The 23,943-nt window shown below is 52.6% G+C and carries 22 protein-coding genes; 14 read left to right on the forward strand and 8 right to left on the reverse strand.

Going from position 1 to position 23,943, the window contains the following annotated elements:
- Positions 1 to 48 precede the first annotated feature (48 nt).
- The 7 genes from ABC336_RS30945 to ABC336_RS30975 all read left to right on the forward strand — a co-directional run bounded on the left by ABC336_RS30945 (position 49) and on the right by ABC336_RS30975 (position 8,706).
- Positions 49 to 810, forward strand: coding sequence for an ABC transporter ATP-binding protein (locus tag ABC336_RS30945; RefSeq protein WP_413242336.1), 762 nt, complete (start codon positions 49 to 51; stop codon positions 808 to 810).
- Positions 811 to 1,560, forward strand: a complete 750-nt coding sequence (locus ABC336_RS30950; RefSeq protein ID WP_413242337.1) for an ABC transporter permease — start codon at positions 811 to 813, stop codon at positions 1,558 to 1,560. It abuts the gene before it with no gap.
- A 78-nt stretch (positions 1,561 to 1,638) separates the two neighbouring features.
- A complete protein-coding gene (locus ABC336_RS30955; RefSeq protein ID WP_413242338.1) occupies positions 1,639 to 1,998 on the forward strand; it encodes a CidA/LrgA family protein in 360 nt (119 codons plus the stop codon).
- Positions 1,991 to 2,665, forward strand: coding sequence for an LrgB family protein (locus ABC336_RS30960; protein WP_413242339.1), 675 nt, complete (start codon positions 1,991 to 1,993; stop codon positions 2,663 to 2,665). The genes ABC336_RS30955 and ABC336_RS30960 overlap by 8 nt, the downstream gene beginning before the upstream one ends.
- A gap of 109 nt (positions 2,666 to 2,774) precedes the next feature.
- The gene (locus tag ABC336_RS30965) at positions 2,775 to 4,511 is read left to right on the forward strand and encodes a Rieske (2Fe-2S) protein (protein WP_413242340.1); all 1,737 of its coding nucleotides are present in this window, start codon (positions 2,775 to 2,777) and stop codon (positions 4,509 to 4,511) included.
- An 891-nt stretch (positions 4,512 to 5,402) separates the two neighbouring features.
- Entirely contained in the window at positions 5,403 to 7,103 is a 1,701-nt protein-coding gene (locus tag ABC336_RS30970; RefSeq protein ID WP_413242341.1) for a sensor histidine kinase, read from the forward strand.
- A complete protein-coding gene (locus ABC336_RS30975; protein ID WP_413242342.1) occupies positions 7,096 to 8,706 on the forward strand; it encodes a response regulator in 1,611 nt (536 codons plus the stop codon). Before ABC336_RS30970 ends, ABC336_RS30975 begins: the two co-directional genes overlap by 8 nt.
- Positions 8,707 to 8,765: 59 nt before the next feature.
- On the opposite strand, the gene ABC336_RS30980 is transcribed toward ABC336_RS30975, so the two are convergent.
- The 4 genes from ABC336_RS30980 to ABC336_RS30995 all read right to left on the reverse strand — a co-directional run bounded on the left by ABC336_RS30980 (position 8,766) and on the right by ABC336_RS30995 (position 13,688).
- Entirely contained in the window at positions 8,766 to 10,460 is a 1,695-nt protein-coding gene (locus tag ABC336_RS30980) for an extracellular solute-binding protein (protein ID WP_413242343.1), read from the reverse strand.
- Between the two features lie 113 nt (positions 10,461 to 10,573).
- Positions 10,574 to 11,452 carry a carbohydrate ABC transporter permease gene (locus ABC336_RS30985; RefSeq protein WP_413242344.1) on the reverse strand — a complete coding sequence of 293 codons (879 nt, stop codon included), beginning with the start codon at positions 11,450 to 11,452 and terminating at the stop codon, positions 10,574 to 10,576.
- Positions 11,453 to 11,470: 18 nt separating this feature from the next.
- Positions 11,471 to 12,430 carry an ABC transporter permease gene (locus ABC336_RS30990; RefSeq protein WP_413242345.1) on the reverse strand — a complete coding sequence of 320 codons (960 nt, stop codon included), beginning with the start codon at positions 12,428 to 12,430 and terminating at the stop codon, positions 11,471 to 11,473.
- 298 nt (positions 12,431 to 12,728) lie between these two features.
- A complete protein-coding gene (locus ABC336_RS30995) occupies positions 12,729 to 13,688 on the reverse strand; it encodes an arsenic resistance protein (protein ID WP_413242346.1) in 960 nt (319 codons plus the stop codon).
- 132 nt (positions 13,689 to 13,820) lie between these two features.
- On the opposite strand from ABC336_RS30995, the gene ABC336_RS31000 reads away from it, so the two are divergent.
- A complete protein-coding gene (locus ABC336_RS31000) occupies positions 13,821 to 14,420 on the forward strand; it encodes a hypothetical protein (RefSeq protein ID WP_413242347.1) in 600 nt (199 codons plus the stop codon).
- Between the two features lie 35 nt (positions 14,421 to 14,455).
- Here the strand turns inward: ABC336_RS31000 and ABC336_RS31005 are convergent, their stop codons facing one another.
- Positions 14,456 to 15,031, reverse strand: a complete 576-nt coding sequence (locus ABC336_RS31005) for a CGNR zinc finger domain-containing protein (protein WP_413242348.1) — start codon at positions 15,029 to 15,031, stop codon at positions 14,456 to 14,458.
- 140 nt (positions 15,032 to 15,171) lie between these two features.
- On the opposite strand from ABC336_RS31005, the gene ABC336_RS31010 reads away from it, so the two are divergent.
- Both ABC336_RS31010 and ABC336_RS31015 read left to right on the forward strand, forming a co-directional pair.
- Positions 15,172 to 15,609, forward strand: coding sequence for a VOC family protein (locus tag ABC336_RS31010; RefSeq protein ID WP_413242349.1), 438 nt, complete (start codon positions 15,172 to 15,174; stop codon positions 15,607 to 15,609).
- On the forward strand, positions 15,609 to 16,487 hold the full coding sequence (locus ABC336_RS31015) for a pyridoxamine 5'-phosphate oxidase family protein (protein ID WP_413242350.1): 879 nt from the start codon (positions 15,609 to 15,611) through the stop codon (positions 16,485 to 16,487). The genes ABC336_RS31010 and ABC336_RS31015 overlap by 1 nt, the downstream gene beginning before the upstream one ends.
- Before the next feature lie 14 nt (positions 16,488 to 16,501).
- Here the strand turns inward: ABC336_RS31015 and map are convergent, their stop codons facing one another.
- Positions 16,502 to 17,248, reverse strand: coding sequence for a type I methionyl aminopeptidase (map, locus tag ABC336_RS31020; protein WP_413242351.1), 747 nt, complete (start codon positions 17,246 to 17,248; stop codon positions 16,502 to 16,504).
- Between the two features lie 5 nt (positions 17,249 to 17,253).
- On the reverse strand, positions 17,254 to 17,856 hold the full coding sequence (locus ABC336_RS31025; protein ID WP_413242352.1) for a TetR/AcrR family transcriptional regulator: 603 nt from the start codon (positions 17,854 to 17,856) through the stop codon (positions 17,254 to 17,256).
- A gap of 301 nt (positions 17,857 to 18,157) precedes the next feature.
- Here ABC336_RS31025 and ABC336_RS31030 point away from each other — a divergent pair, with 301 nt between their 5' ends.
- The 3 genes from ABC336_RS31030 to ABC336_RS31040 are packed head-to-tail and all read left to right on the forward strand — an operon-like array spanning position 18,158 to position 22,012.
- Complete coding sequence (locus tag ABC336_RS31030; protein ID WP_413242353.1) at positions 18,158 to 18,730, forward strand: dihydrofolate reductase family protein; 573 nt, start codon at positions 18,158 to 18,160, stop codon at positions 18,728 to 18,730.
- Entirely contained in the window at positions 18,717 to 20,993 is a 2,277-nt protein-coding gene (locus tag ABC336_RS31035; protein ID WP_413242354.1) for an ATP-binding cassette domain-containing protein, read from the forward strand. The genes ABC336_RS31030 and ABC336_RS31035 overlap by 14 nt, the downstream gene beginning before the upstream one ends.
- Positions 20,994 to 21,049: 56 nt before the next feature.
- Positions 21,050 to 22,012: a helix-turn-helix transcriptional regulator gene (locus ABC336_RS31040; protein WP_413242656.1), complete on the forward strand. Its 963-nt coding sequence runs from the start codon at positions 21,050 to 21,052 to the stop codon at positions 22,010 to 22,012.
- Between the two features lie 43 nt (positions 22,013 to 22,055).
- Here ABC336_RS31040 and ABC336_RS31045 read toward each other — a convergent pair whose 3' ends face one another.
- Positions 22,056 to 22,769, reverse strand: coding sequence for a DUF421 domain-containing protein (locus tag ABC336_RS31045; RefSeq protein WP_413242355.1), 714 nt, complete (start codon positions 22,767 to 22,769; stop codon positions 22,056 to 22,058).
- Positions 22,770 to 22,937: 168 nt separating this feature from the next.
- On the opposite strand from ABC336_RS31045, the gene ABC336_RS31050 reads away from it, so the two are divergent.
- Positions 22,938 to 23,927, forward strand: coding sequence for a phosphoribosyltransferase family protein (locus ABC336_RS31050; protein WP_413242356.1), 990 nt, complete (start codon positions 22,938 to 22,940; stop codon positions 23,925 to 23,927).
- Positions 23,928 to 23,943: the final 16 nt, after the last annotated feature.

Here is a 23,943-nt window from a genome sequence, read left to right on the forward strand (position 1 = left end):
ATACAGATTATCAGTCAGACTTAATAGTGTAAATAGGAGGATAAGGCAATGAATAATTCAGCCATTTCTGTAAAAGGGTTAAAAAAATCTTTTCAAGGCAAGCAAGTGTTAAATGGCGTGGATTTTGAGGTGCAGGAGGGTGAAATTTTTGCCTTGCTCGGTTCAAACGGAGCGGGCAAAACGACAACGGTAAACATTCTCTCAACGCTTATGAAGCAAGATGGAGGCGAAGTAACAATTTGCGGTTTTGACGTCCAACGTGAGCCGGATGGTGTCCGCCGGAGCATCAGCCTGACTGGGCAGTTCGCAGCCTTGGACGGCATGCTCACCGGCCGCGAGAACCTGATCATGATCGCCAAGTTGCGAGGCGTATCCGATCCTGCGCAAGTGGCTGACCATCTGCTTGCTCGATTCAGCTTGACCGATGCAGCCAATCGCAGGGCAGACCAGTATTCGGGCGGCATGAAACGCCGGATCGACATTGCCATGAGCCTGATTGGCACGCCGGCTGTCATCTTCCTCGACGAGCCGACGACAGGACTTGATCCCGAGGCACGGATGGAAGTCTGGCATACCGTCAAGGAGCTTGCCGCAGGCGGTACGACAATCTTGCTGACCACTCAGTACCTGGAGGAAGTCGAGCAGCTGGCAGACCGTATCGCGATCCTGCATGGCGGAACCATTATAACTACGGGAACCCTTGGGCAGCTCAAAGAGATGTTCCCGCCAGCGAAAGTGGAGTATGTGGAGAAACAGCCGACATTGGAAGAGATTTTTCTAGCAATCACTAGTAAAAAAGGGGAGATCTGAATGAAAAGCGTAACAGGGATATTACTAGGGCGATTGATGCGCAACATCCTGCGCAGCCCGGATACGATCATTACGGTGGCGATTACGCCGATTATGATGATGCTGCTGTTTGTTTACGTGTTTGGCGGCGCTATTCAGACAGGCACGGACAATTATGTCAATTATTTAGTGCCGGGCATCTTGCTGATGGCTATCGCTTCCGGAGTCGCTTACACTTCCGTACGGCTATTTACAGATGTCAAGAGCGGGCTGATGTCGCGATTCATTACGATGCCTATCAAGCGGTCTTCGGTATTGTGGGCTCACGTGTTGACCTCGCTTGTCTCCAATGCGCTTACTGTTGGGATGGTGATTCTCGTCGCATGGTTGATGGGATTCCGTTCCCACGCTAATCTCTTGGAGTGGCTGGCGGTAGCAGGGATCCTGGGGTTGTTCACACTGGCATTGACTTGGCTGGCGGTCATTCCCGGATTGACAGCGGGGTCTATGGAAGGAGCGACAGCTTACTCCTATCCGTTGATTTTTCTGCCGTTTATCAGTTCGGCCTTTGTCCCCACTGACACCATGCCTAAGATTGTCCGAGCGTTCGCTGAGAACCAGCCTGTTACATCGATCGTGAATGCCATACGTGCTCTCCTGTATGAAGGTGCGTTTGATGGCGATATCTGGATTGCGATTGCCTGGTGCATCGGCATTATGGTCATTGCTTACTTCTTCGCCAGCAGAGCATTTAAACGAAAGCTAGGGTAACATCGTCTTTTCTGAAAAACCACAATTAAAGGGGGTTCGGCACCAAATCACGAATAGGATAGTGAAAGGGGGGAGACGATGCTTGGTTTTGCCTGGTTGATCGGTTTTTGGGCTGCCGGCGAGGGGATGGAGCATGGGCTGAACATACCCCTCCCCGGCAATGTCATCGGCATGCTGATGCTGCTGGCCGCGCTCCGGTTAGGATGGGTAAAGCTCGAATGGATGAAGGACGCCGCCCAGTTGTTGTTGTCCCACATGATGCTGTTTTTTGCTCCGATTGTCGTGGGCACGATGGTCTATGCGGATGTCATCCTCGGCCATCCCTTGGCGATTGGCTCGGCCGTAACGGCGGGGACCCTGTTCGTATTGGTCGCTGGCGGCTGGTCCGCATTTGTACTGGAGAAGAAGAGAGTGAAGGGGACGGATGTGCATGGATGAGCTGTTCATGGCTCCGGTATTCGGGGTGGCACTAACCGTCGTCATCTATATGCTGTCGATGAAAGCCAGCCTCAGGTTCAGGTGGCTGCATCCGTTGTTCACCTGCTCGCTTGCGATCATCGCCATTCTTCTCCTCCTGGATATCCCTTACGAGCATTACATGGCCGGCGGCGAATGGATTACCTTCCTGCTGGGACCGGCTACCGTGGCGCTTGCGGTTCCGCTTCACAGACACTGGGCGCTGATCCGCGATCAGCTGCTGCCGATCACAGCGGGGATCTGCGTCGGCGTATTCGTCGGCTTTGCCTCGAACGCCTTGTTGATCAGATCGTTCGGCGGTTCTGACGAGCTGCTGTTCACCACGCTGCCCAAATCGGCTACGGCTCCGATCGCGATCGAGCTTGTCGGTCGGCTCGGCGGGATCCCAGAGCTGGGAGCCGTGCTGACCGTGCTGACCGGCCTGTTCGGGAGTATGGTCGGGGTATGGTGTCTTCGTCGGATAGGCATCCATACCGATCTGGCGATCGGGGTGGCGATGGGTACGGCAGCCCATGGGATCGGCACGGCCAAAGTGCTGCGGGATTCAGAGCTGCAAGGCGCATACAGCAGTCTGGCGATGGGGTTGACCGGCATCCTGATCTCCTTAGCAGCCATGTTCATGGGTTAGTCGAGCCTCAACGCTGCAACTAACTTTACAAACAATGATGTTTACAAAGTCAGAAGAATAGGATATAAACTAAGGGAGGAAATAAATAACCGGTAATGGAGGCGCTCTCATGAAAGGTTGGATCCAGGCAGGTACGTTAGAAGAGCTTCGCGGTCAAGGTCCGAAGCTGATCAAGGGCGGCATTGTCGTTTTTTATCATGAGGATACGTTGCATGCGCTCGACAACCGTTGCCCCCACCTCGGGTTTCCCCTCCATATGGGCAGCTTGTGCGACGGCATATTGACCTGCCACTGGCATCACGCGCGATTCGATGTATGCAGCGGCGGTACCCTGGATCCGTGGGCGGACGATGTGCCTGTGCACGACTGGACCGTCCAGGACGGTTCGGTATGGGTTAACCCGAATGCCCGGAGCGGCAGCCAGGTCCAGCATTACAAAGACCGACTGGAGAGCGGCCTGGAGCAAAATATCGGCCTTGTCATCGCCAAGGCGATCGTCGGCTTGATCGAAGCGGGTGTCGCTGAAGCAGACATCGCAGCGATCGGTATTGAATTTGGGGTCAAACACCGCAGGCAGGGGTGGGGCTCCGGCTTAACCATCCTGACCGCGATGACAAATGTACTGCCCAAGCTCGACAAGCAAGGCCGGATCCTGGCGTTGTACCAAGGCCTCCTGCACACGGCGCGTGACGCGGCCGGCAGCGGAACGCGTTTCCTCCTTGCTCCTCTGCCCGGCGACGTATCGAGGGAGCGGCTGCGGCAATGGTATCGCGATTGTATCGAGGTCCGGGATACCCAAGGCGCAGAGCGGGTGCTGCTGACCGCCGTGCAGGCTGGCGCAGACGAGAGCGACCTGTTCACAATGATGAGTATGGCGGCGACCGACCATTTCTATGTGAACGGCGGCCATACGCTGGATTTCCATAACAAAGCGTTCGAGAGCTTGAAGATTGTCGGGCATGACCAGCTTGATCATGTCCTTGCATCGCTCATCCCGATGTTCAGGGACGCCTCGCGCAGCGAGGAGCTGCACAGCTGGCAGTCTCCGGTCAATCTGGTCGACCCGCTGATGGCCGCCTTTAAAGTGTTGGACGATAAAGGGAGGTCAGCCGGCGGGGAGGGCGAAAGCATCGATGAGGAGGAACTGCTAGGGGCGCTGCTCGGCGATGAGCCGCTGCGTACGATCCGCCTGCTGCAAGAAGCGCTGCTCGGCGGTGCTTCACCGGTGCGGCTTGCTCAACTCACTGCGCTTGCTGCCGCGGAGCGGGTCGTACGCTTCCATACGCAAAACGATTTCGGCGACTGGATCTCGGTGCTCCACACCTTTACCCATGCGCATGCCGTTCATGAAGGACTGCTTCGTTCCGCCAATCCCTGGCTTGTGCGGGGCATCTTCCATACGGCGGTGACCATCTATCTCGACCGCTTCCTCAACATCCCGAGTGCACCGCGACCCGCCGCAAGTGAAGAGACCGGGGGCGTGCCGCAGCCTGATGAGCTGCTGGAGATGCTCGACAAACAACAGCAGGTGGCTCCCGCAGCAGCATGGGTGACCCGTTATTTGCGCAGCGGCGGGAAGCCGGAGCCATTGTTTAACGTCTTGGGGCATGCACTGCTGCGCGAGGATGCCGAGATCCACTCCTTCCAGATGTATGAAGCAGCCGTGGCCGAGTATGATCGTTGGGCTGATGATGCAGGACCGCTTGCGGAAAAAGCTCGTGAGACCCTGATCCTCGCGGTAACGCGTTATTTGGCGGCCCATGCCCCCACTTCGCGAGAGACGCCGCATACAGCCAAAATCGCGTGGCGGCTGCACCGCGGCGAGAAGTTATTTGAGGATGCATAAGGCGGAGCTTGGGTATGAAAAGTTATCTCGTCTTCGGCGCTGGCAAAACGAATATGAAATTTCATATTCATTTCGCCATTATTCAGCAAAACGTCGAAATAAACACGAAATATCGTGTTCATTTGGCGATTTTACCGCTGAGCGCCAGAATAAATATGAATTTTCGAGTTCATTTCATCACGTCGCACTCGTCCTTGGGTCGGATCAGCTGCAATTCATAACCCTGCGATCGGCAGGAAGCTAAATCATCTTATACAACCATGATCAGCGAGCGCTTCCGGACGGGAAGTGTCCGAATCGCACGGTATGGGATAGATGCTTTAAACAAATTGATTAGAAATCCTAACGGTTTCGATGAGATCTTCCAGATGCCGGAGTCAGAGTTTCATAAGCAATGGGTCGAGTATGTAAGGTGTAAATCTTGAGCCCAAGTTAAGTGCATGCAACTTATTAATGGGCATAGCTCCGAACTTCGGCTCCAGCAAGTGTAATAATGCATCTAAAAGCACCCACAACCTACCATTTACCTTTGCTAATTGCAAATGTACATCTAAATCGCTCGAAAATGGAATATGATGGAGTATCCACTCCCATTAGATGCACTATTACAACTGTGGACCGAAATTCTCGATAAAAACGAGAAAACAGATGCATTTTTGCCCTTATCAACTGGCCGAAACAACCGGAGAGCGGAGGGCGGGCTGCCGCAAGCATGTTCAGTTTCGCATACGTGACAATATAGGTTTTACCCAGAACCCGGAACGACGCTCCGGGTTCTTTTTATTGACCCTAATCATGATGGAGGGATCAGCTCTCTAGGGACGCTTCCCGCGATCTTTTGGTCGAAATGAAGTATAATGGATAAGACTGTCTTATGTTTGGAGGAACCGGATGAGTACCCGCATATCGCTGTTTAAAAAGCTAATCCTCGCTTTACTATTGATGTTCTTTGCGATCGTCGTCATCTTCTGGTGGACCTATCAGTTGAATGTTAAGGATATCCAGCAGGAGCTTCGCAAAAACAAGCTGGGGGAAGTCAGATTCGTCACCTCGCAGTTGACTTCCCAATTCGAGCAGATTCTGTTGAATGTCCAGACTCTCTCAGAGGATCAATCTGTACGCGAATACCCTTATGCGCTTGTGTATGGCGACGATTATTCGCGCTATGAGGCCAAGCTGACCCTGATCGACAAGCTGGCGCTCAACAGCGCATCCACCGCATGGAACAACAAAATCGTTCTCTATTATCCCGAATACGAGCAGAAGGTGACCTTGGACAATCAACTGGCGTCCCTGCCGTTCGAACTGCCGCAAGGCGCATTTAATGAGTGGTCGATCCATAACGATATGGACAGGGCGGGCGAATACGTACTCCTGACCTCCGGACGCAGAAGCCCGTTGATTATCGAGACTCGCGTCTCGCTGGATCGGCTGCGCAAGCTGTTGTCCGAGTACACCTCGGGCAATCCCTTGCTGTATAATCCGCGTTTGCAGCAGGTGATACGAGCGGATGCGGCGACGGAGCTTGCAGCCGCTGACAGCCGCATCCTGCCGAGGATCCTCGATGACAGCGGATATTTCCATGAGAACATCGAGGGCGTCAACTATCTTGTCACCTATATGAGGTCGGAGCTGTCGGATCTTTATTTTGTCGATTACCATCCGGTATCTTCGCTTACCAAACCGATCCAGCGCAACAATATGTTTTTTGTAGCGTCGATTATCGCCTTGCTCGTCATCTCCATCTTGTACAGTATGATGCTCCGCAGACAGGTGGAACGTCCCGTTCATATGCTGCGCAAAGCGATCGACCGTTTCGACAGAGGCGACTATAAGAGCCGGGTCGAGCCGATCCCATCGCAAGAATTCCACCTGCTGGGGAGCTCATTTAACCGGATGGCCGAGAATACCCAGGTGATGATCGAGCAGATCTTGCTAGGCGAGCTGGCGGTCAAGGAAGCACGCTTGCGGCAATATCAGTCTCAGATCAATCCGCATTTCCTGTACAACTGCCTGAACTATATCCAGAGCAAGGCCAGCATCGCGGATCATCAGTCTGTCACCGAGATGACGCTGCAGCTGGCAGCATATTACCGCTATATCCACAAGGTGGAAGATCCAAGCGCCACTTTGGAAGAGGAACTGGCTTTCGTAGAGAGCTACCTCTCGATCTTGCATATGCGCAAAAAGACAATCACCTACCATATCGATGTCGATGCACATCTCCAGACTTGGCGCATGCCCCGGATGATCCTGCAGCCGCTCGTCGAAAATTGTGTCCTGCACGGCATCGAGCCGGCGCTCGATCCCGGCCGTATCGTCATCTCGGCTGCAAAGGAAGATGGAATGATGCAGATGACAATCAGCGATAACGGGGTAGGGATAGAAGCTGGCAGACTGGCTCTGATCAGTCATCACATGGAGGAGTTCATGCATACCGAGGAGAGTCGGATCGGCGTGGGCGTACGCAATGTCAACCAGCGGCTGAAGCTGTATGGCGGCAGCCGTTCGGGCCTTGCCATCGATTCTGAGCGTGGAGTCGGCACGAAGCATACGATCACGATGGAACAGCAGGAGGACGAGCATGCTTAACTTATTGCTAGTAGACGATGAAGCTTATGTGATCGACGACCTGGAGATCGCCTTTCCCTGGGAGCGCTACGGGATCGGCAAGGTCATCAAAGCCTACTCCGGAATAGAGGCGCTGGAAGCGATCGAATCGCAGCCGATCGATCTGGTCATGACGGATATCGCCATGCCGGTCATGACCGGTCTGGAGCTGATCGGACGTATAAGACAACTAAGACCCGAGCTTGCCTGCATCCTGCTGACCGGCTTTGCCGAATTTGAATATGCCAAGGAGGCGATCAAGCAGGGCGTCGTGGAATATCTGATCAAGCCGCTTGATCATAAGAAGCTGGCAGCATGCTTGGAGAAGATAACCGCTAACCTCCAGGAGCAGCATGAACAGGCCGATGCATACCAGCAAGCGCTCAGCAGCTTCCGCGAGCATCTGCCGGCGCTGCGGGACAAGCTGCTGAACGAGCTGCTGGACGGTCGGGCCTATGCAAGCGAGACACTGCACGAGAAACTTGCCGAGTACCGGCTTCAAATTCGAGAAGGCGACACCGTCTCCTTGCTGCTCGTGCGGCTGGAGGAACGGTTCAATCAATATGGAGAACAGAGTTTGACGCTGTTTGAATATGCCGTGACCAATATTGCTTCCGAACTCTTCGGCGACCTGTTCGAGGTATGGCATGCCAGAGATTCCCACGGCTATCTTGTATTTGTCCTGAGGGCGTTGTCGGGAGAACCCGGATTGTCGTCGTCATGCATGACCGCAGAGCTAAGCAGCCGCTCGCGGCAGCTCCACGCCAACGTCAACGAGTATCTGAAAGGCGGGATCAGCGCTGTTCTGACAGAACCAGGATTGTTCCGACTCGACCTAGATCAGATGCATGGCAGCGCCGTGTTGGCGCTGCGAAGCCAGGTGGGGCAGGGGAGCGGTTTCTTCCTCTCGCTTGCGGATCTCCCCAAAAAAGTACGATTTCAATCTTTAAGCTCGCTCTACGAGCCTCCCACGTTCTACCAACTGCTGGAGTCCGGGCGCTGGGATGAATTCGAGGAGAGACTGAACCGGCTGGCAGCAGAATACGACATGCTGCAAGGCGCAACGATGGAGCATCTGGATGAGATTCAGAACGTCCTGATGGCAGCTTTTCATTATTTGGCCCATACCAATCGTGTGCTGCTGACGGAGCTGGTGGGGGATGAACTGTCGCACAGAATGTTCTTCCGATCACTGGACCAACTGCTTCAGTGGGCCCGAAGAATCGCCAATACGCTGCGGGACAAGCTGGAGACTCGTTCTGTCAGTCAGCAGGAGGCACTGTTGCATGCGATCGAAGCCTACATCGATGCGCAGCTTAGCTCGATAAGTCTGCAATCGATCGCCGATCACGTACGGCTGCATCCTGTCTATGTGTCCAAACTGTTCAAGCAGCTCAAGGGCATGAGCATCAGCGATTACCTCCTGCGGGTCCGGATGGAGCAAGCCACCTATCTGCTCAAGCATACGCAGAACAAGATCTACGAGATCGCCGAGAAGGTAGGCTACTCCAATTCGCAATATTTTATCAAGGTGTTCCGAGAACAATTTGGCAGGACGCCCCAGGAGTATCGGGATCAAAGTTAAATACGAAAAAATGGCGGAACAGGACGAGAACCCTGTACCGCCATTTTATGTGCAGGAGCTTATTTCACGCTGTCATACCATTCGTTCACTTCCTCGGTGATATCCGCGCCGCCAGAGGACAAGTAACGCTCTACGAAAGTATCGAAATCGTCGAGCGGCGTGCTGCCGTAAATGATTTTGTTGATGACTTCCTTCTCCAGCTTGCTCAGCATGTCGCCTTTGGACAACATTGTCTTGGTAGGCGCCCCGGAAAACATGGTCATCATGACCGAATCTTTCTGATCGATGACGATCTTGGCTGCTCTGATCTGTTCCGGTATCGATTGCGAGAGCGTTTCTTCGAATACTGTTTCCGGCTCTTTGCCATCGGCCAGCTCGGCCAGCGTGTTTATGCGAAGCGACGGAATGATCGCGCCGTCAAAACCAAGCGTGTAGCGAATCGCATCAATCCAGCCGCCGGGAATCTGGTCGCTTTCTCCCTCGCGGTAAATCTCGCCATCCGGTCCGAACGCATAGTCATACCCTTCGGCAAAGCCATATTCGAATTCGCTGCCCTCCGTTGGGTTGGCCCAGTTCTCATACAAGTAATTCTGGTAGACGAAGAAGGCGTCCTTATTTTTCATATCTTTATTAATGAGGATCGCACCGGTACTGATTGGCGTGCCATGTCTGCCGACTTTGCCGTCCGGTCCTGCAGGTAGAGGGTAAGCTTTATACTCGGCGCCCGGGACATTCTGCATCACCTCAGGAAGCGGCCAACCCGTCATCCAGTAAGGACCGACGATAATCCCCGATTTGCCGGCGGTGAAAGCTTCGGCCGCTTTCGGCTCGTCATGCAGACCCGCTTCTTTGTCAATATAGCCTTTGGCCATCCAATCCTTCAATACAGCCAATCCATCCTTCACTTCCGGCTGGATGGAGCCCCAGGCAAGCTTGCCTTCCTCGTTCAGATTCCACTGATTGGGCATAGCACCGAACATCCCGAAGATCCAGCCGGCATCCGACATCCAGGTGTTCAGGTTATTTTTGAAGCCGATCGACAGTGCGATGGTATCATCTTGGCCGTTGCCGTCCGGGTCCTGATTGACGAACGCATCCATGACCGTCTCCAGCTCGTCCAATGTCGTCGGAGCTTCCAGACCAACATTTCTCAACCAGTCTTCGCGGATGTACATGACCGGATCATTATTGTAGGCATTCTCCAGGATCGGGATGGCCATCCGTTTGCCGTCGCGGATATATGGATTCCAGACGGAAGGATCCTCAGCCATCGCAGCCTTATAGGTGTCCGATGCATACTTGTCGAACAGTTCGCCAGCATCGGCGAATTGTCCGGATTCGATCAAGTCGCTGGTCAGCGAGCGAGCCCCCCGAAAAGCGATGATGTCCGGCATTTTTTGACCGGAGGTCAGCATAAGACGCAGTTTGGTTTCATAGGCGTTGTTTTGCTCGCTGACCGTCCAGAGGTAATCGATATCGATGTTAAACCGCTCTTTGGCCCAGCGGGTATGGACATTGTCTTCGATGCTTTCGCCGTTTTTGAATTTCAGCGAGCTGGTGATCGGGAAGACGGTTGAGATCGTGACCGGCTCGGTATATTTGCCATCCTCGAAAGGCGCGGAATAAAACTCGTCTCCGGCGGCGCCATCAGAGGCGTCCTGGTTGTTGTTGCCGCCCGCACAAGCGGACAGGGCGCCGGCCAGCATCGTCGAAGCCATGAGTACGGCGAATGGTTTTTTATACTTGTTGCTCATGTAGTAGTTCCCCCTAGTCCTTTATTATGATACAGATAAAGCCAGATATGTCCAGATCCGATTACCGGTAATTGCTGGCATCACCTCCTTAATCAACTGCGCCCGTGCGTCTATTATTCCTTGACCGCTCCGATGACGATCCCCTTGACGAAGAAACGCTGCAGCAGTGGATAGACGATGAGGATCGGCGCCATTCCGATGAAGATCTGCGCCGCCTTGACGGTACGCTGAGAGATGTTCTCCAGATCCTCCGGACGCGCTGCTACCTTGGAGAAATCCTGCTGCACGATGACCGTTTGCAGGAACGTCGCCAGCGGATAATTTTTGTGATCGGTCATGAAGATGAGTCCGTCAAACCAGGAATTCCAGTGGAAGACCATGGCGAATAGCGACAGGGTAGCAATCGCCGGCAGCGAGACCGGAAGGTAGACGCTGATAAGTGTCCGCAGATGGCCGGCTCCGTCAATAAACGCGGCTTCCTCCAGCTCACGTGGGACTCTGCGGAAGAAATTGAGCATCAGGATCATATTCCACACGTTGACCGCAGTCGGCAGGATGAGCACCCACAGCGTGTTCATCATATTCAGCTTCTGAATCAGGATATAGAATGGAATCAAACCGCCGTTGAACAGCATCGTAAAAACGAAGAACCAGGTATAAAAGTTACGGCGCCGGAAGCTGCTGTTCTCCTTGGAGAGCGGGTAGGCCGCCAGGACAACGACCGCCATACTGATGAGCGTGCCAAGCGCGGTCCGCTGAACGGCTACCCACAAGGAGTTCAGGAAGTTATCATTGTCGAGTGTCTTGGCGTACGCATCCAGGTTGAAGTCAACCGGCAGCAAGCCGACGAGATTGGCGTTAGCCGGCGCTTTGCCGCTGAACGAGATGGCCAGGATGTGGATCAAAGGAATGATGCAGAGGATCGACAGCACGGCAAGAAATGTGTAGTTAAAGGCAGAGAAAACGCGATACGGCTTTGTTTTGTGATACATAAGGCAAGCCCCTTCTTTTTAGAAAATGCGGTAATTGGCAAATTTGTAGGCCATCCGATAGGCAGCAACGATCAGGACGAAGCCGACGACCGATTTGAATAATCCGACGGCAGCGGAGAAACCGAATTGTCCGTCGATGAGTCCCATGCGGTAGACAAACGTGTCGATGATATCGCCCTTGTCGTAGACCAGGGCATTGTACAGATTGAAGATCTGGTCGAAGCCGGCGTTGAGGATGTTGCCCAGGGACAATGTGCCGACGACGATCATGATCGGGACCAGCGACGGGATCGTAATCGCCCACGTCTGCTGCCATCGGCCTGCGCCATCCACTTCGGCCGCTTCATACAAGGCAGGGTTGATGCCGGCGAGCGAAGCCAGGAAGATGATCGCTCCGAATCCGAATTCCTTCCAGATATCGCTGATGACGACGACAGCGCGAAACCAGTTGCCTTCTCCCAGAAAGAAGATCGGCTGCATGTCGAACAGGGCAACCAGCACTTGGTTGACCAGCCCCTTTACGGACAGCATGTCCAGCAGGATCCCGCCCAGGATGACCCAGGACAAAAAGTGGGGCAGATAGACCAGCGTTTGCACGGAACGTTTGAACCCGGACAAACGCACCTCATTGAGCAAAAGAGCGAAAACAAGCGGTGCAATCAAGCCGCCGACCAGCTTCATACTGGCAATGATCAGCGTATTCCAAACGACCTGCAAATTCTCCGGCGTACTGAACAAATATCTGAAGTGGTCCAGACCGACCCAGGTGGACTGGCCGAAGCCGAGCCAGGGCTTGAAATCCTGGAAGGCAATGATAATACCGACCATCGGCACGTAGGCGAATATAAGTGTGAGAATCAGTGCCGGCAAGACCATTGCATCCAGTGCAATCGTTCGTCGCCAGCTGCCTCGTTTGCCCTGGCTGCCGTCTGTGGGCGGCAAGGTCCTGCGGTGTGGGGTGGAGGAGGATTTCTTCATTATTTTGCTCCCTTTCTGTAATGCGGCTTCTGTTATTTGTTAGTATAGGGCAGCGCGTCAGCGCCGGACATGATGAATCCATAGCTTACATAACAAAATATTAAACTCGGAGCAGAAAAGTTGGCAGAACAAGCAAAAACGACTTCGTCGTCCTTCTAGGACGTGCGAAGAGCTTTTTTGGAGAAATATAAGCCAAGTAGATGTGTGAAAACTTATACGCTAATATTTCAAAAAAAAGATCCCGATAAGGGGATCCGAATGGAATATAGAACTTCAGGCCACGCTGAGCAAGTTGCAATTATCCAGTATCTTCCTTGGGCTGCAGGAGGAGCAGTCCCTGGGTGATAACAGCGAGGACAGGCAGCTCGAACAACGGGCCGACTACCAATGCGAGAGCGATCAAAGGCTGGTCGGGAAAAGCGGTTACCGCGATCGCTAGTGCAACCGGCGAGTTCCTCGCGACCACGGTCAGATTCAAACTAACGGCATCGGCACGAGAGAGATTGAACAATCTGCCCGTTATGATGCCTATAGCAAAGTTGATACCAAAATATAAAAGAACGGGGAGGATCAGTCGATAGACGGCATCCATATTATTGAGCAGGATGGCGCCCTGGGAAGCAAACATCGCCGTAATCGCCAGACATAGAAGAACGATCTGCGCAGATGAGAAAAATGGGCTTGTCTTATTCTCCAAAAAAGCGGGCTTGTTCCTGAACATCCAACGGGTGGCATGGGCCAGCACAAACGGGATGACAAGTACGATAAGCACACTCTCCGTCAAGGTTGCAAGCGGTATGGTCTGTATCGAGCCAGCGAAGATCAACAGGTATACAGGAAGCAACAACACCTGCAGGATCAGATTGACTGGCAGGATCGAAGTCGACAACGGTACATTGCCTTTGGCCATCCGCGTGAACATCAGGTACCAGTCGGTGCAGGGTGTGACCATTAGCATGATGAAGCCGATCCATAGGGCAGGATGATCCGAGAGGAAGAGCCACCCCAACAACCAGGCCAGCAGCGGCGTCCACACAAAATTGAGCATCGTGCTAAGACCTAGAAATTTGATGTTGCGAAAGGCCGCCTTGATGTGGTGGAGGGGGATATTCAAAAACAACCCGTACAGCATGACTACCAGAAAAGGGATAATCAGTTTCTCGGCATAGGGTGCGATAAGTTCTGCCTGACCGATCGCCAGCCCCAGACCGACTGCCACCAGAATCAGGAGGGTTTGATATCTTTCCAGCATGCTCATAGGCGAACCTCTTTCAGCCAGTGAATGCTTCCTCCATCTGTAGACGGAGTGAAAATCAGACCTGGAATGGATGGGACGATCAAAGAATCGGAGTAAAATGGAAGCTATCAACGGACGAGAGGAATGTGCAGAATGAGTAACCAATCAAGCACAGTTACAAGAGAAGCCATGACGGGGATGGCATCAGGCGTTATGTTCATGGCTTTATTCGGCACCATGTGGGCGTTCACAGGATTTGGCGGTTTGCAGGTCTTGGGAAGCACCGCTCTGATCACGATCCCGCTATTGCCAGGAACAACCCTGTTCATGGCTGGTCTCTTCTTAGTGAGGACCTCACGCAGACTCCCCCCGCAGGCTGACACAACGGATGCAGCTGCAGGAAAGAAAACCAAGCGATTATTCAATCTTATCTTTGCCGTGCAAGGCATCGCTATCGCAATCACTGTTTTGTTGTGTGTGAATACCGGCCGTAGCGAGCTGATCCCGATCATCATTGCCCTTATCGTTGGCCTTCATTTCTTTCCGCTCGCCCGTTTATTCCAAGTCAGGCTGTATTACGGGACAGGGGGGCTGCTTTGTTTGGCAGCCGTTGCGACATGGCTGTTCTTGCCCGCTGAGCTGACGATAGGGGATTACGAGATTGCGACATATCTGACTGTGACTGGATTTTCCTCAGCGATCATTTTGTGGGGGAGCGGCTTAGCGATCTGGCGCATGGGACGTTTGCTTTAGCCGCTTGTTTGCCGCCTCTCCCAGCTGCTTTTTTCTTAGCGCTCTTTTTGACGGCTCTGATGCCGGGCTACCTTCGAACGATTCCCGCATGTATTCATCGAGCACCATTTACGGCGGCCGCTTGTATCGATGAATAACAGCACACAGTCGGTATTAGCACAACGCCTGAGGGTCTGCAGTTCTCCGTTAGCCACTAATCGGAGGGTATCAAAAGCAATAAGGGAGAGGATCGCATCCTCAGAAGCACCTATAGGTACCGGCACCAAAGAGCCTCCGCTTAGTTGAAACGACAACGGCGCCCGCTTGTTCAACTCCTCGATACGATGGATCCATGATGCCTCGGCCTGCATGCCAGCGGCGAATGCTTCAAAACCAGTTCGTAATAATGCGCGCAGCTCCTTTAGGGCGGGCAGCACGGAACCTAAATCGATGCTCTTCACAGAAAAAGCAGAGAACGAATCCTCCGATTCTTTCATCAGATCCATCCACTCAGCCAGATCACTCTCGCCAGCGAGCAAGTCATGACGGATGCCGCGCTTGACTACCTCCGTATTTATGAGATCCAAAGCTACATGTCCCGAGACTAAAGGGAATTTTTCACGTGATGACATCTTCATACCTCCAGAAAACTCGAATCCAACTAACCATATAATATCCTATTGACAGGTTAAAAGAAAGTGGATATGATACTAACCATAAAACCCTTGTTAAAGAGGTTAGTTCAAATCAAAAAACAATGGAGGTTCGTACTATGAAAATTGGTCATGTAGGACTTAATGTAACCCGTCTGGAAACATCCCTACCGTTTTACAGAAATCTGTTTGGTCTCGAGCTCATACGTGAATCGTCGGAGAAGGGGAAGCGGTATGCTTTCCTGGGGCGCAACGGGGATGTTACCGTTACGTTGTGGGAGCAAAGTCAAACGGAATTCTCCACTACACATGCCGGGCTGCATCACCTGGCATTTGAAGTGGAATCGGCCGAGGACGTCAAAACGATGCAGATAAAGCTAAAAGAAATGGCTGTCACGATGATCTATCCAGGGGTAACCTCTCATGAAGCCGGAGCGGACTCCGGAGGCTTGTTCTTCCTTGATCCGGACGGGATAAGGCTGGAGATCTATGCCGCTGCGGATATGGCCGGGCATGACCAGCATCATAATGAAGGCCCGGCCTGCGGGTTCTTCTGATGAGCAGCTATCATCAAGGGGAAATCGAGGTGCAGGATAAAGCCGGTGTACGCGAAGAAGCCTCCCGCATCGGCAAGATCGTGCGGGAGGATATCCCGGACGTCGCCGCGCGCTTCATCGAGCAACAGGTCATGATCATCCTCGGTGCAAGGGACGGGGAGGGCTTCGTCTGGTGTTCAGTGCTATATGGTGAACCTGGTTTTGTGATGACGGTAGACGCCCGCACACTATTCGTATCTACGCTGCCGCCACAGACAGACCCGTTGTACGCAAGTATCCAGCCCGGACATTCGATCGGTCTGCTCGCCATCGAATTCGCTAGCCGGAAGCGGATGCGTGTGAACGGCGTGATCACTCAGCTGCAGGAGGATGGTTTCTTGGTCACAACCAGCGAAGTGTACGCGAATTGCCCCAAGTACATCCAATCACGCACATTCTTGGGCTTTAAGCCTATGCAAAAGCAGGAACCCCGATTATCTGCCCGGCTCGATCAGGACCAGACGGATACAATACGTCGCTCGGATACGCTTTTTATCGCGACACATCCGACCGGAAGCGGGGCAGATGCGAGTCATCGGGGAGGGCAGCCCGGATTTATCCAGGTTATGGATCCGCACACTCTGGTGATTCCGGACTACAAAGGCAATGCGATGTTCAATACGCTTGGCAATGCCGCCTTGTACCCGCAAACCGGATTGATGTTTCTTGATTTTGAGTCAGGGGATCTCCTGCAGCTCAGCGGGGAGACGACGGTAAGCTGGGAGGGAAGCGAACGGGCGATTCGTTTCAGCATCAGAGAGATTCGCAGCGTCCCTGGAGGGTTTCCGCTCCGCTGGACATTTGACAGCTACTCTCCTTTTAACCCAGCTACTCGGTAGCGCCACTAGGAGGACTACTGGGCAGTCAATATAATCGGGCCGTCTGCCGTAATGGCGATCGTATGTTCGTATTGCGCCGACAGCGAGCCGTCAACCGTTCTGGCGGTCCAGCCGTCGGCATCGATTTTCATGGCAGCTTTGCCTATGTTAATCATCGGTTCGATTGTCAGCACCATACCTTCCTTGAGACGGAAACCTTTGCCCGGAGTGCCGACATGGGGGTAGTTAGGCTCCTCATGCATCTCGCGCCCAACAGCATGACCGAGCAGGTCGCGAACGACCGAATAGCCGTGCTTCTCGGCATGGGTTTGGACCACGTGCATGACATCGCCGATCCGGTTTCCGACGAGGGCATTGGCGATGCCTAGGTCCAGGCATTCCTTGGTCACGCGCATAAGCTGCCGGGCGTCCTCCGACACCTCGCCGACCGCGTAACACCATGCGGAATCGCCGATCCAGCCGTCCGCTTGCGCGACGATGTCGATGGTGACGATGTCGCCATCCTGGAGTGGCTTTCCGTTCGGAAATCCGTGCGCGATCACATCGTTAACAGACGCACAAGTCGCAAAGGGATAGCCGTTGTAACCAATCGTATACGCCTTGGCGCCATGCTCCTTCAGGTGCCGAACGGCGAACGACTCGATCTCGAGCGTCGTGACACCTGGTCGGATCATGCCTGCGAGCTCCTGATGAAAAGCGGCGACGATGCGGCCGGCTTTTCGCATAGCTTCAATTTCTGCTTTCGATTTCAGGATGACCATCCGATTCATCTCTCCTTGGCCAGTATTCCGGCAAACATCATATCCACAATACCTTGTACATCCAGCTCATCGTGCATCTTGTGGTGGATACTCAAAGTGGCGCAGCCCACAAGCGAGCCAAAGATCAGATTCGCTGTTTTCTCCGGCGGCGCGGGGCTGATCGCTTCATGAATCATCCCGACAAAAGGAATATAGATCCTTTGTTGAAACTCGCCAAACAGCTTGCTGAACCGGTTGCCAGGGAAGTGATGGAAGTTATCGGCTACCGATTTGAGCAAGATAAAGACGGAAGGGTCCGATACACACTGCTGCAAGAGCAGCCGGGCGAATGACGCCGCTTGAAGCAAACTGCCGCCTTTCTCCGTAAAAGCAGGCTTTACAGCCAATTCCGTTCGATCCAGAGCCTCCCACAGCAGATCCTCCAGCAGCATCTGTTTATTTTTGTAATAATGATAAACCGTGCCATAGCCCAGCTCCGCCTTCACTGCAACATCGCGTATTTCCAATTGAATACCAAGTTCCAGATAAGCTTCGGCAGCTGCTCGCATAATCTGGCCCATCCGCATTTCGCGGATCGCATCATTTTGTTCCTTCGTACGCGGGGACATAGCTCCTCCTTTTTTTGACCTTCTGTCATGTCAATATAAAACAATATACTTCATTAATAGGCAATGATCAAGTGCTTATGGCGGATCGCCGAGCCGATGCTCAAGACGGAGCATCTTGTGCTGGAGCCGTCTCTCATACTTCGCGAATCGGTCAAGCCGCACGAATAAGAAATATCGAGAACATCAACCATTTGCAGCTTATTAACCCACGCCAAGCGTGGGTTTTTCGTTGTTTTAAATATGACATTAGGTGACATAATGAAGTTCTATAATGTAATTAGATCAACGAGAGGAGCAATATATGATGAGCCGAAGAATCATTCTAGACTTGGCCGTTACTTTGGATGGTTTCATTGAGGGGAAAAATGGTGAAGTGGATTGGTGCATCATGGATCCCGAGCTGGAGTTTGATCAATTTTTACATCAGATTGATACTATTTTGTATGGAAGAAAAAGCTATGACCAGTGGGGGCAATACACGCCGAATCCTGAAGATTCGGATGCGGACAAACAATTCTGGGCATTGGTTCATAGTAAAGACAAATATGTGTTTTCCAGGTCACAGCAAGGGACAGATCATAAAGCCGTATTTATAAATGATCATATCCTTGAAGAAGTAAATAAAATCAAGCAGAAACCTGGCAAAGACATCTGGCTGTATGGTGGAGCCAGTCTGATAACAACGTTTATCCAATTGGGACTTGTGGATGAGTTTAGATTATCCGTTCACCCCGTTGTACTGGGTGAAGGAAAACCGCTGTTTGCGGATATCAAACAACGGTTGAAGCTCAAGCTGGCTCATTCGAGAACGTTCTCCTCAGGTCTTGTGCAGCTCATGTATCATTGGGACGGTGCGATCCATGAACACCAATGATATCGTCATTAAAGGCGCACGCGAGAATAACCTGAACAACGTGAATGTCCGCATCCCGAAGCGGAAGATCACAATCTTTACCGGCGTCTCGGGTTCGGGCAAATCCTCCCTGGTCTTCGATACTATCAGTGTCGAAGCCCAGCGGCAGCTCAGCGAGACGTTCTCCGCATTTATCCGCAACCGGCTGCCCCGGCTTAGTCGGCCGGATGCCGATCTCATCGAGAACCTGTCTACAGCTGTGGTCATCGATCAGAAGAGGCTCGGTGGCAACTCCCGTTCGACGGTCGGCACAATTACAGATATTTATGCAATGCTCCGGCTGCTGTTCTCCAGAATCGGCCAACCGTTTGCCGGGAATTCGCATATGTTCTCCTTCAACGACCCCGCCGGCATGTGCCCGGAATGCTCGGGAGTCGGACAGGTGGTGCAGTTCGATGTGGAGAAGCTGCTTGACCGGTCCAAGTCGCTGAATGATGGCGCGATCCTGTTCCCCGCATTTAAAGTGGGGGGCTGGTTATGGAATACGTATGCCCTATCCGGACTGTTCGACAACGACAAGCGGCTCGCTGACTACACACCGGAAGAGTGGGATGTCTTCCTGCACGGCAAAGAAAGCAAGATCGTATACAACTCCAAATACGGCGCCATCGAATCGGATTACGAAGGTTTGCTGCCCAAATTCACCCGCCTGTATCTGAAGCGGGACAGCAGCGAGATGTCCGAAGCCAAGCGTGAATCGATTGACCGGTTCTTGTCCTACAGCGAATGCAGCCTGTGCAAGGGAAGCCGGCTTAATCAAGCGGCCTTAGCCTGCCGGATTAACGGAACCAACATCGCCCAATGCGCGGCCATGGAGATTGGCGAGCTTATTCGTATGATCGAAGCGATTCAGGATCCCGTCGCTGGACCGATGGTGGACGGAATTCTGACCCGGCTGAACCATCTGGTCTCGATCGGGCTGGAGTATCTGAGTCTGGACAGACAGACCTCGACGTTGTCAGGCGGGGAGTCGCAGCGTATCAAGATGGTCAGACATCTGAGCAGCAGTCTTACTGACATGATCTACATTTTCGACGAACCGAGCGTCGGGCTGCATCCGCGGGATGTTCATCGTCTGAACGGCATGCTGCGCCAGCTCCGAGATAAAGGGAATACCGTACTTGTTGTCGAGCATGACCGCGAAGTGATGGAGATCGCCGACTACATCATTGATGTCGGACCTCATGCGGGGACCCGCGGCGGAGAAATCGTCTACGAAGGCGACTTTGCAGGCTTGCTTCGCGCGGATACGTTGACAGGAAGGTACTTGAAGCAAAGTCTGCCCTTGAAAACTGCTGCCAGGGTTCCAAAAGGGCGGATGACCGTAGCCGGCGCCAGCCTGCACAATCTGAAGGATGTGACTGTCGATATTCCCGTCGGTGTGCTGACCGTGGTAACGGGAGTTGCCGGCTCAGGCAAAAGTACGCTCATTAACGGAGCCTTCTTACCCATGCATCCGGAAGCGGTTGTTATCGATCAGTCGGCTGTGGGCACATCCATCCGCTCCAATCCGGCTACCTACACAGGGATGATGAACGAGATCCGCCGGCTGTTCGCAGCCGCCAACAAGGTGAGCGCTTCCCTGTTCAGCTTCAACTCCAAGGGGGCCTGTGCCAACTGTCAGGGTATCGGCATGATCTACACGGATCTGGCTTTTCTCGAGCCAATAAGGACGACTTGTGAAGTATGCGGGGGCAGGCGGTTCAGCGATGAAGTGCTAGCCTACAAACTGAACGGCAAATCCATCAGCGACGTCCTCGCCATGACGGTACGGGAGGCTTCTGAGTTTTTCAGCAAGAAGGAGCTGCTCCGTCAATTGCAGACGCTGGAGGATGTGGGACTCGGATACGTAACGCTGGGCCAGCCGCTGAGCACCTTATCAGGCGGGGAATGCCAACGCATCAAACTGGCCGAGGAACTGCACAAGGAAGGCAGCCTCTATGTTATGGACGAGCCGACAACGGGACTACATATGTCCGATATCTCTCGTCTGATGGACATTATGAACCGCTTGGTCGACGGGGGCAACACGGTGGTAGTCATCGAACATAATCTGGATGTGATCAAAAGTGCAGACTGGATCATTGATGTAGGTCCAGAGGGCGGACACCGGGGCGGCCAGATTGTATTCGAAGGCACGCCTGCCCAGCTTGCTGCTGCCGAGCATTCAATAACGGGGACGTATCTGCGCAAGGCGGAAGCCAGCCAGGCAGCTTTTTCCTAAAGCCGTGGTATAATGAGAGACATCTAAGTTATCGACCAAGTAGAGGAGGGAGCATTCTGAGAGCAGATCGGCTGCTGACCATTCTTTTATTGCTGCAGAACCGGGGAAGAATGACCTCGCGAGAACTCGCGGACAAGCTGGAGGTGTCGGAGCGCACTATCTTTCGCGATATGGAGGCGTTAAGCGCAGCGGGCATCCCCGTCTACGCCGAGCGCGGCTCCGCAGGCGGATGGATGTTATCGGAAGGGTACCGGACCAATCTGACCGGGATGAAGACAGAGGAGATCTTGTCGCTGCTGCTCACCAACCCGTCCAATCTGCTGGATGACCTCGGCATCAAAGAGCATTTTGATGCCGCTTTGCAGAAATTACTGGCCGCCTCCCCGTCGGCAATCAAAAAGAATGCCGAAATGGTGAGGCAGCGGATGCTTGTTGACGGGGCGGGCTGGCATCAGTCGAAGGAATCGTTCGAGCATTTATCGACTGTCCAGGAAGCGGTCTGGGAAGAGCGGCAGCTGAACATACAGTACCGCAGAGACGAGGAGACCGTGGAGCGGATCGTCAATCCGCTCGGTATCGTCGCCAAACGAAACGTCTGGTATCTGATCGCAGAATCCAGCGGAGACCTGCGTACCTATCGCATATCTCGTCTGATGGGCGCCCGCATGTTGGAAGCGACATTCGAGCGGCCTGCTGACTTTGATCTGGAGCAGTATTGGGAACAATCGACACAGCAGTTCAAACAGAATCTGCCCCGATATCCTGCGCGGCTGAGGGCTCATCGGAAGCTGCACTCACGTATCGGACAAGAGCGATATGCCAAAATCATAGGAATCGGAGAAGCCGGGCAAGACAGTGAATGGTCGGAGTTGGACGTGGAGTTCCAGACGCTGGGCTCCGCTTGCGAGATCATCCTCAGCTACGGCTCACTTGTGGAAGTGCTGACTCCGGAGGAGTTACGGGCGAAAGTGGTGTCGGAATTGACAGCAACTGCGTTTATCTATACTCGTAACAGCTGATCCTCCAGTTGAAATATGGATTTTCAATCCATTATCCGTCGCGTTAATGGTGTATCGGCGGAATTGGACTCGCAACGGCTTGGGAGAGATACAATTGTCCATCTTCGTCGATGGAGGCAAATACGACATCTTCTTTCTTCAACCCTTTGTCTTGCAACTGCAACTCCAGCCAAGCGATATCTTTATTCAAATAGGCCAGCACGTTCTCAGAAACGGTTCCTTCAAGAATCAAAGGGTAGGCGAGTCCTTTTTGTTTCTTTTCCAGACCTAAATCCTCTGCCGTAACTGGGGTTTTCGAAGGTTTTTTATACACGGTTAATCTGCCGTTTGCCTCCAATATGGCAAGCTCTACCTCGTCTAACTGAAAAACATCTTTTTCCCGAAGCATCTGAAGGATGTTATCCATTGAATAGCGTCCTTTTTGCAGATTATGCATCAGGAAACTTCCGTTATGCACAACCACAGTTGGCTCGAACGTGATCCACCGCCCGAATTTCCTCGCCTTTATGGCCAGTAATGACACGCCACGCTGCAAGAGGCCAATTAAAATAATGGCGACGACGGTGTGTAAGTGTTCAATTTTGGGATCAGCAATATCAGCACCGACTACAGCGCCTAATGCAAGAATGACAAGAAAATCGAATACCGGCATTTCACCGATCGAGCGCTTCCCCATGTATAATGCAACGATTAACATAAGGGGAAAGATGGTGACGATCCGTCCTGACACCAATAGCAATTCCTTCATTAGTTCCAATATGTCCACCTCTTTGGTGCAGATCGGGTAAAAGACATGTTCATGTGACACCTCTGCGGTTTATTGTTCACAATATGTCCAATAACGTTTGCCAATAAACTTATGGTTGGTTTCACAACTGATTGAAAAAACGAAGAAAAGGGTACTTGTGGGGAGGGGGGATGGCATGTGAACTACAAGAACTTCTCCGATCTCCAACAATTAATTAAATCCAATTTACATCTCTTGCAGTCCAGGAAATTCGATCTGATCGTCGGCATCCCAAGAAGCGGCATGATCCCTGCCTACATGGCAGCCTTGTATTTGAACAAGAAATGCTGCGACTTGGATGCGCTCATACATAATAAACCATTGAAGACAGGTTCTACACGGAAGGCTAAAGATGCCTTGCAATATCCAGACGAAGCGGACAAGATCCTCCTGATCGACGATAGTATCAAGAGTGGAAATTCACTTGCCGAAGCCGTAAATGAAATTCCGGAGCACTTGGCAGATAAAGTTACGACATTGGCCATTTTTTCTTCGGACAGGAAGAGAAAAGACGTCGACCTGTTCTTCGAATACTTGCCTTCGCCAAGATTGTTCGAATGGAATATCTTTCACGACACGATCAGCACACGCGCCTGTTTTGAAATCGATGGAGTATTATGTGCCCGTCCATCGAGAGAGCAGACTCGCGACAACGATGAATACAGTCAGTTCATTTTGAATGCGCCTCCGCTGTACATCCCGACCCACAAGATCGGAAGCGTGCTCACAACCCGAAGTGAGAAATACCGCGGCCTAACCGAAGCTTGGTTAAGACAGCATGGCGTACGCTATGACCATCTTATTATGCTGGATCACTCGACAGAGACTCAGCCGCAACCTGTCCATGCTGTTCAAAAAGCGAAGGCATATAAGCGATCCCGTCTCGATCTTATGTTTGAGAGTGAAAGAGAGCAAGCCATCCAGATTCATAGATTAACCCGCAAACCGGTTTATTGTGTGGAGACAAGCGAGATGTTTTCCAAAGGAGTAGTGTATACCAAACTATTCGGGTCCAGAACCGTAAAAAAACATGCACTGGAGCATGTTATTAACCGTATGCCCAGGCCCATGTATCGTTCCATGCGTCTATTGTATCGTTCACTGAAAACTTTTCTTACCAGAAAATGAAACCGTCCCGTTGCAA

This window comes from Paenibacillus jepli (genome assembly GCF_047238105.1).
GTDB lineage: Bacteria > Bacillota > Bacilli > Paenibacillales > Paenibacillaceae > Paenibacillus_D.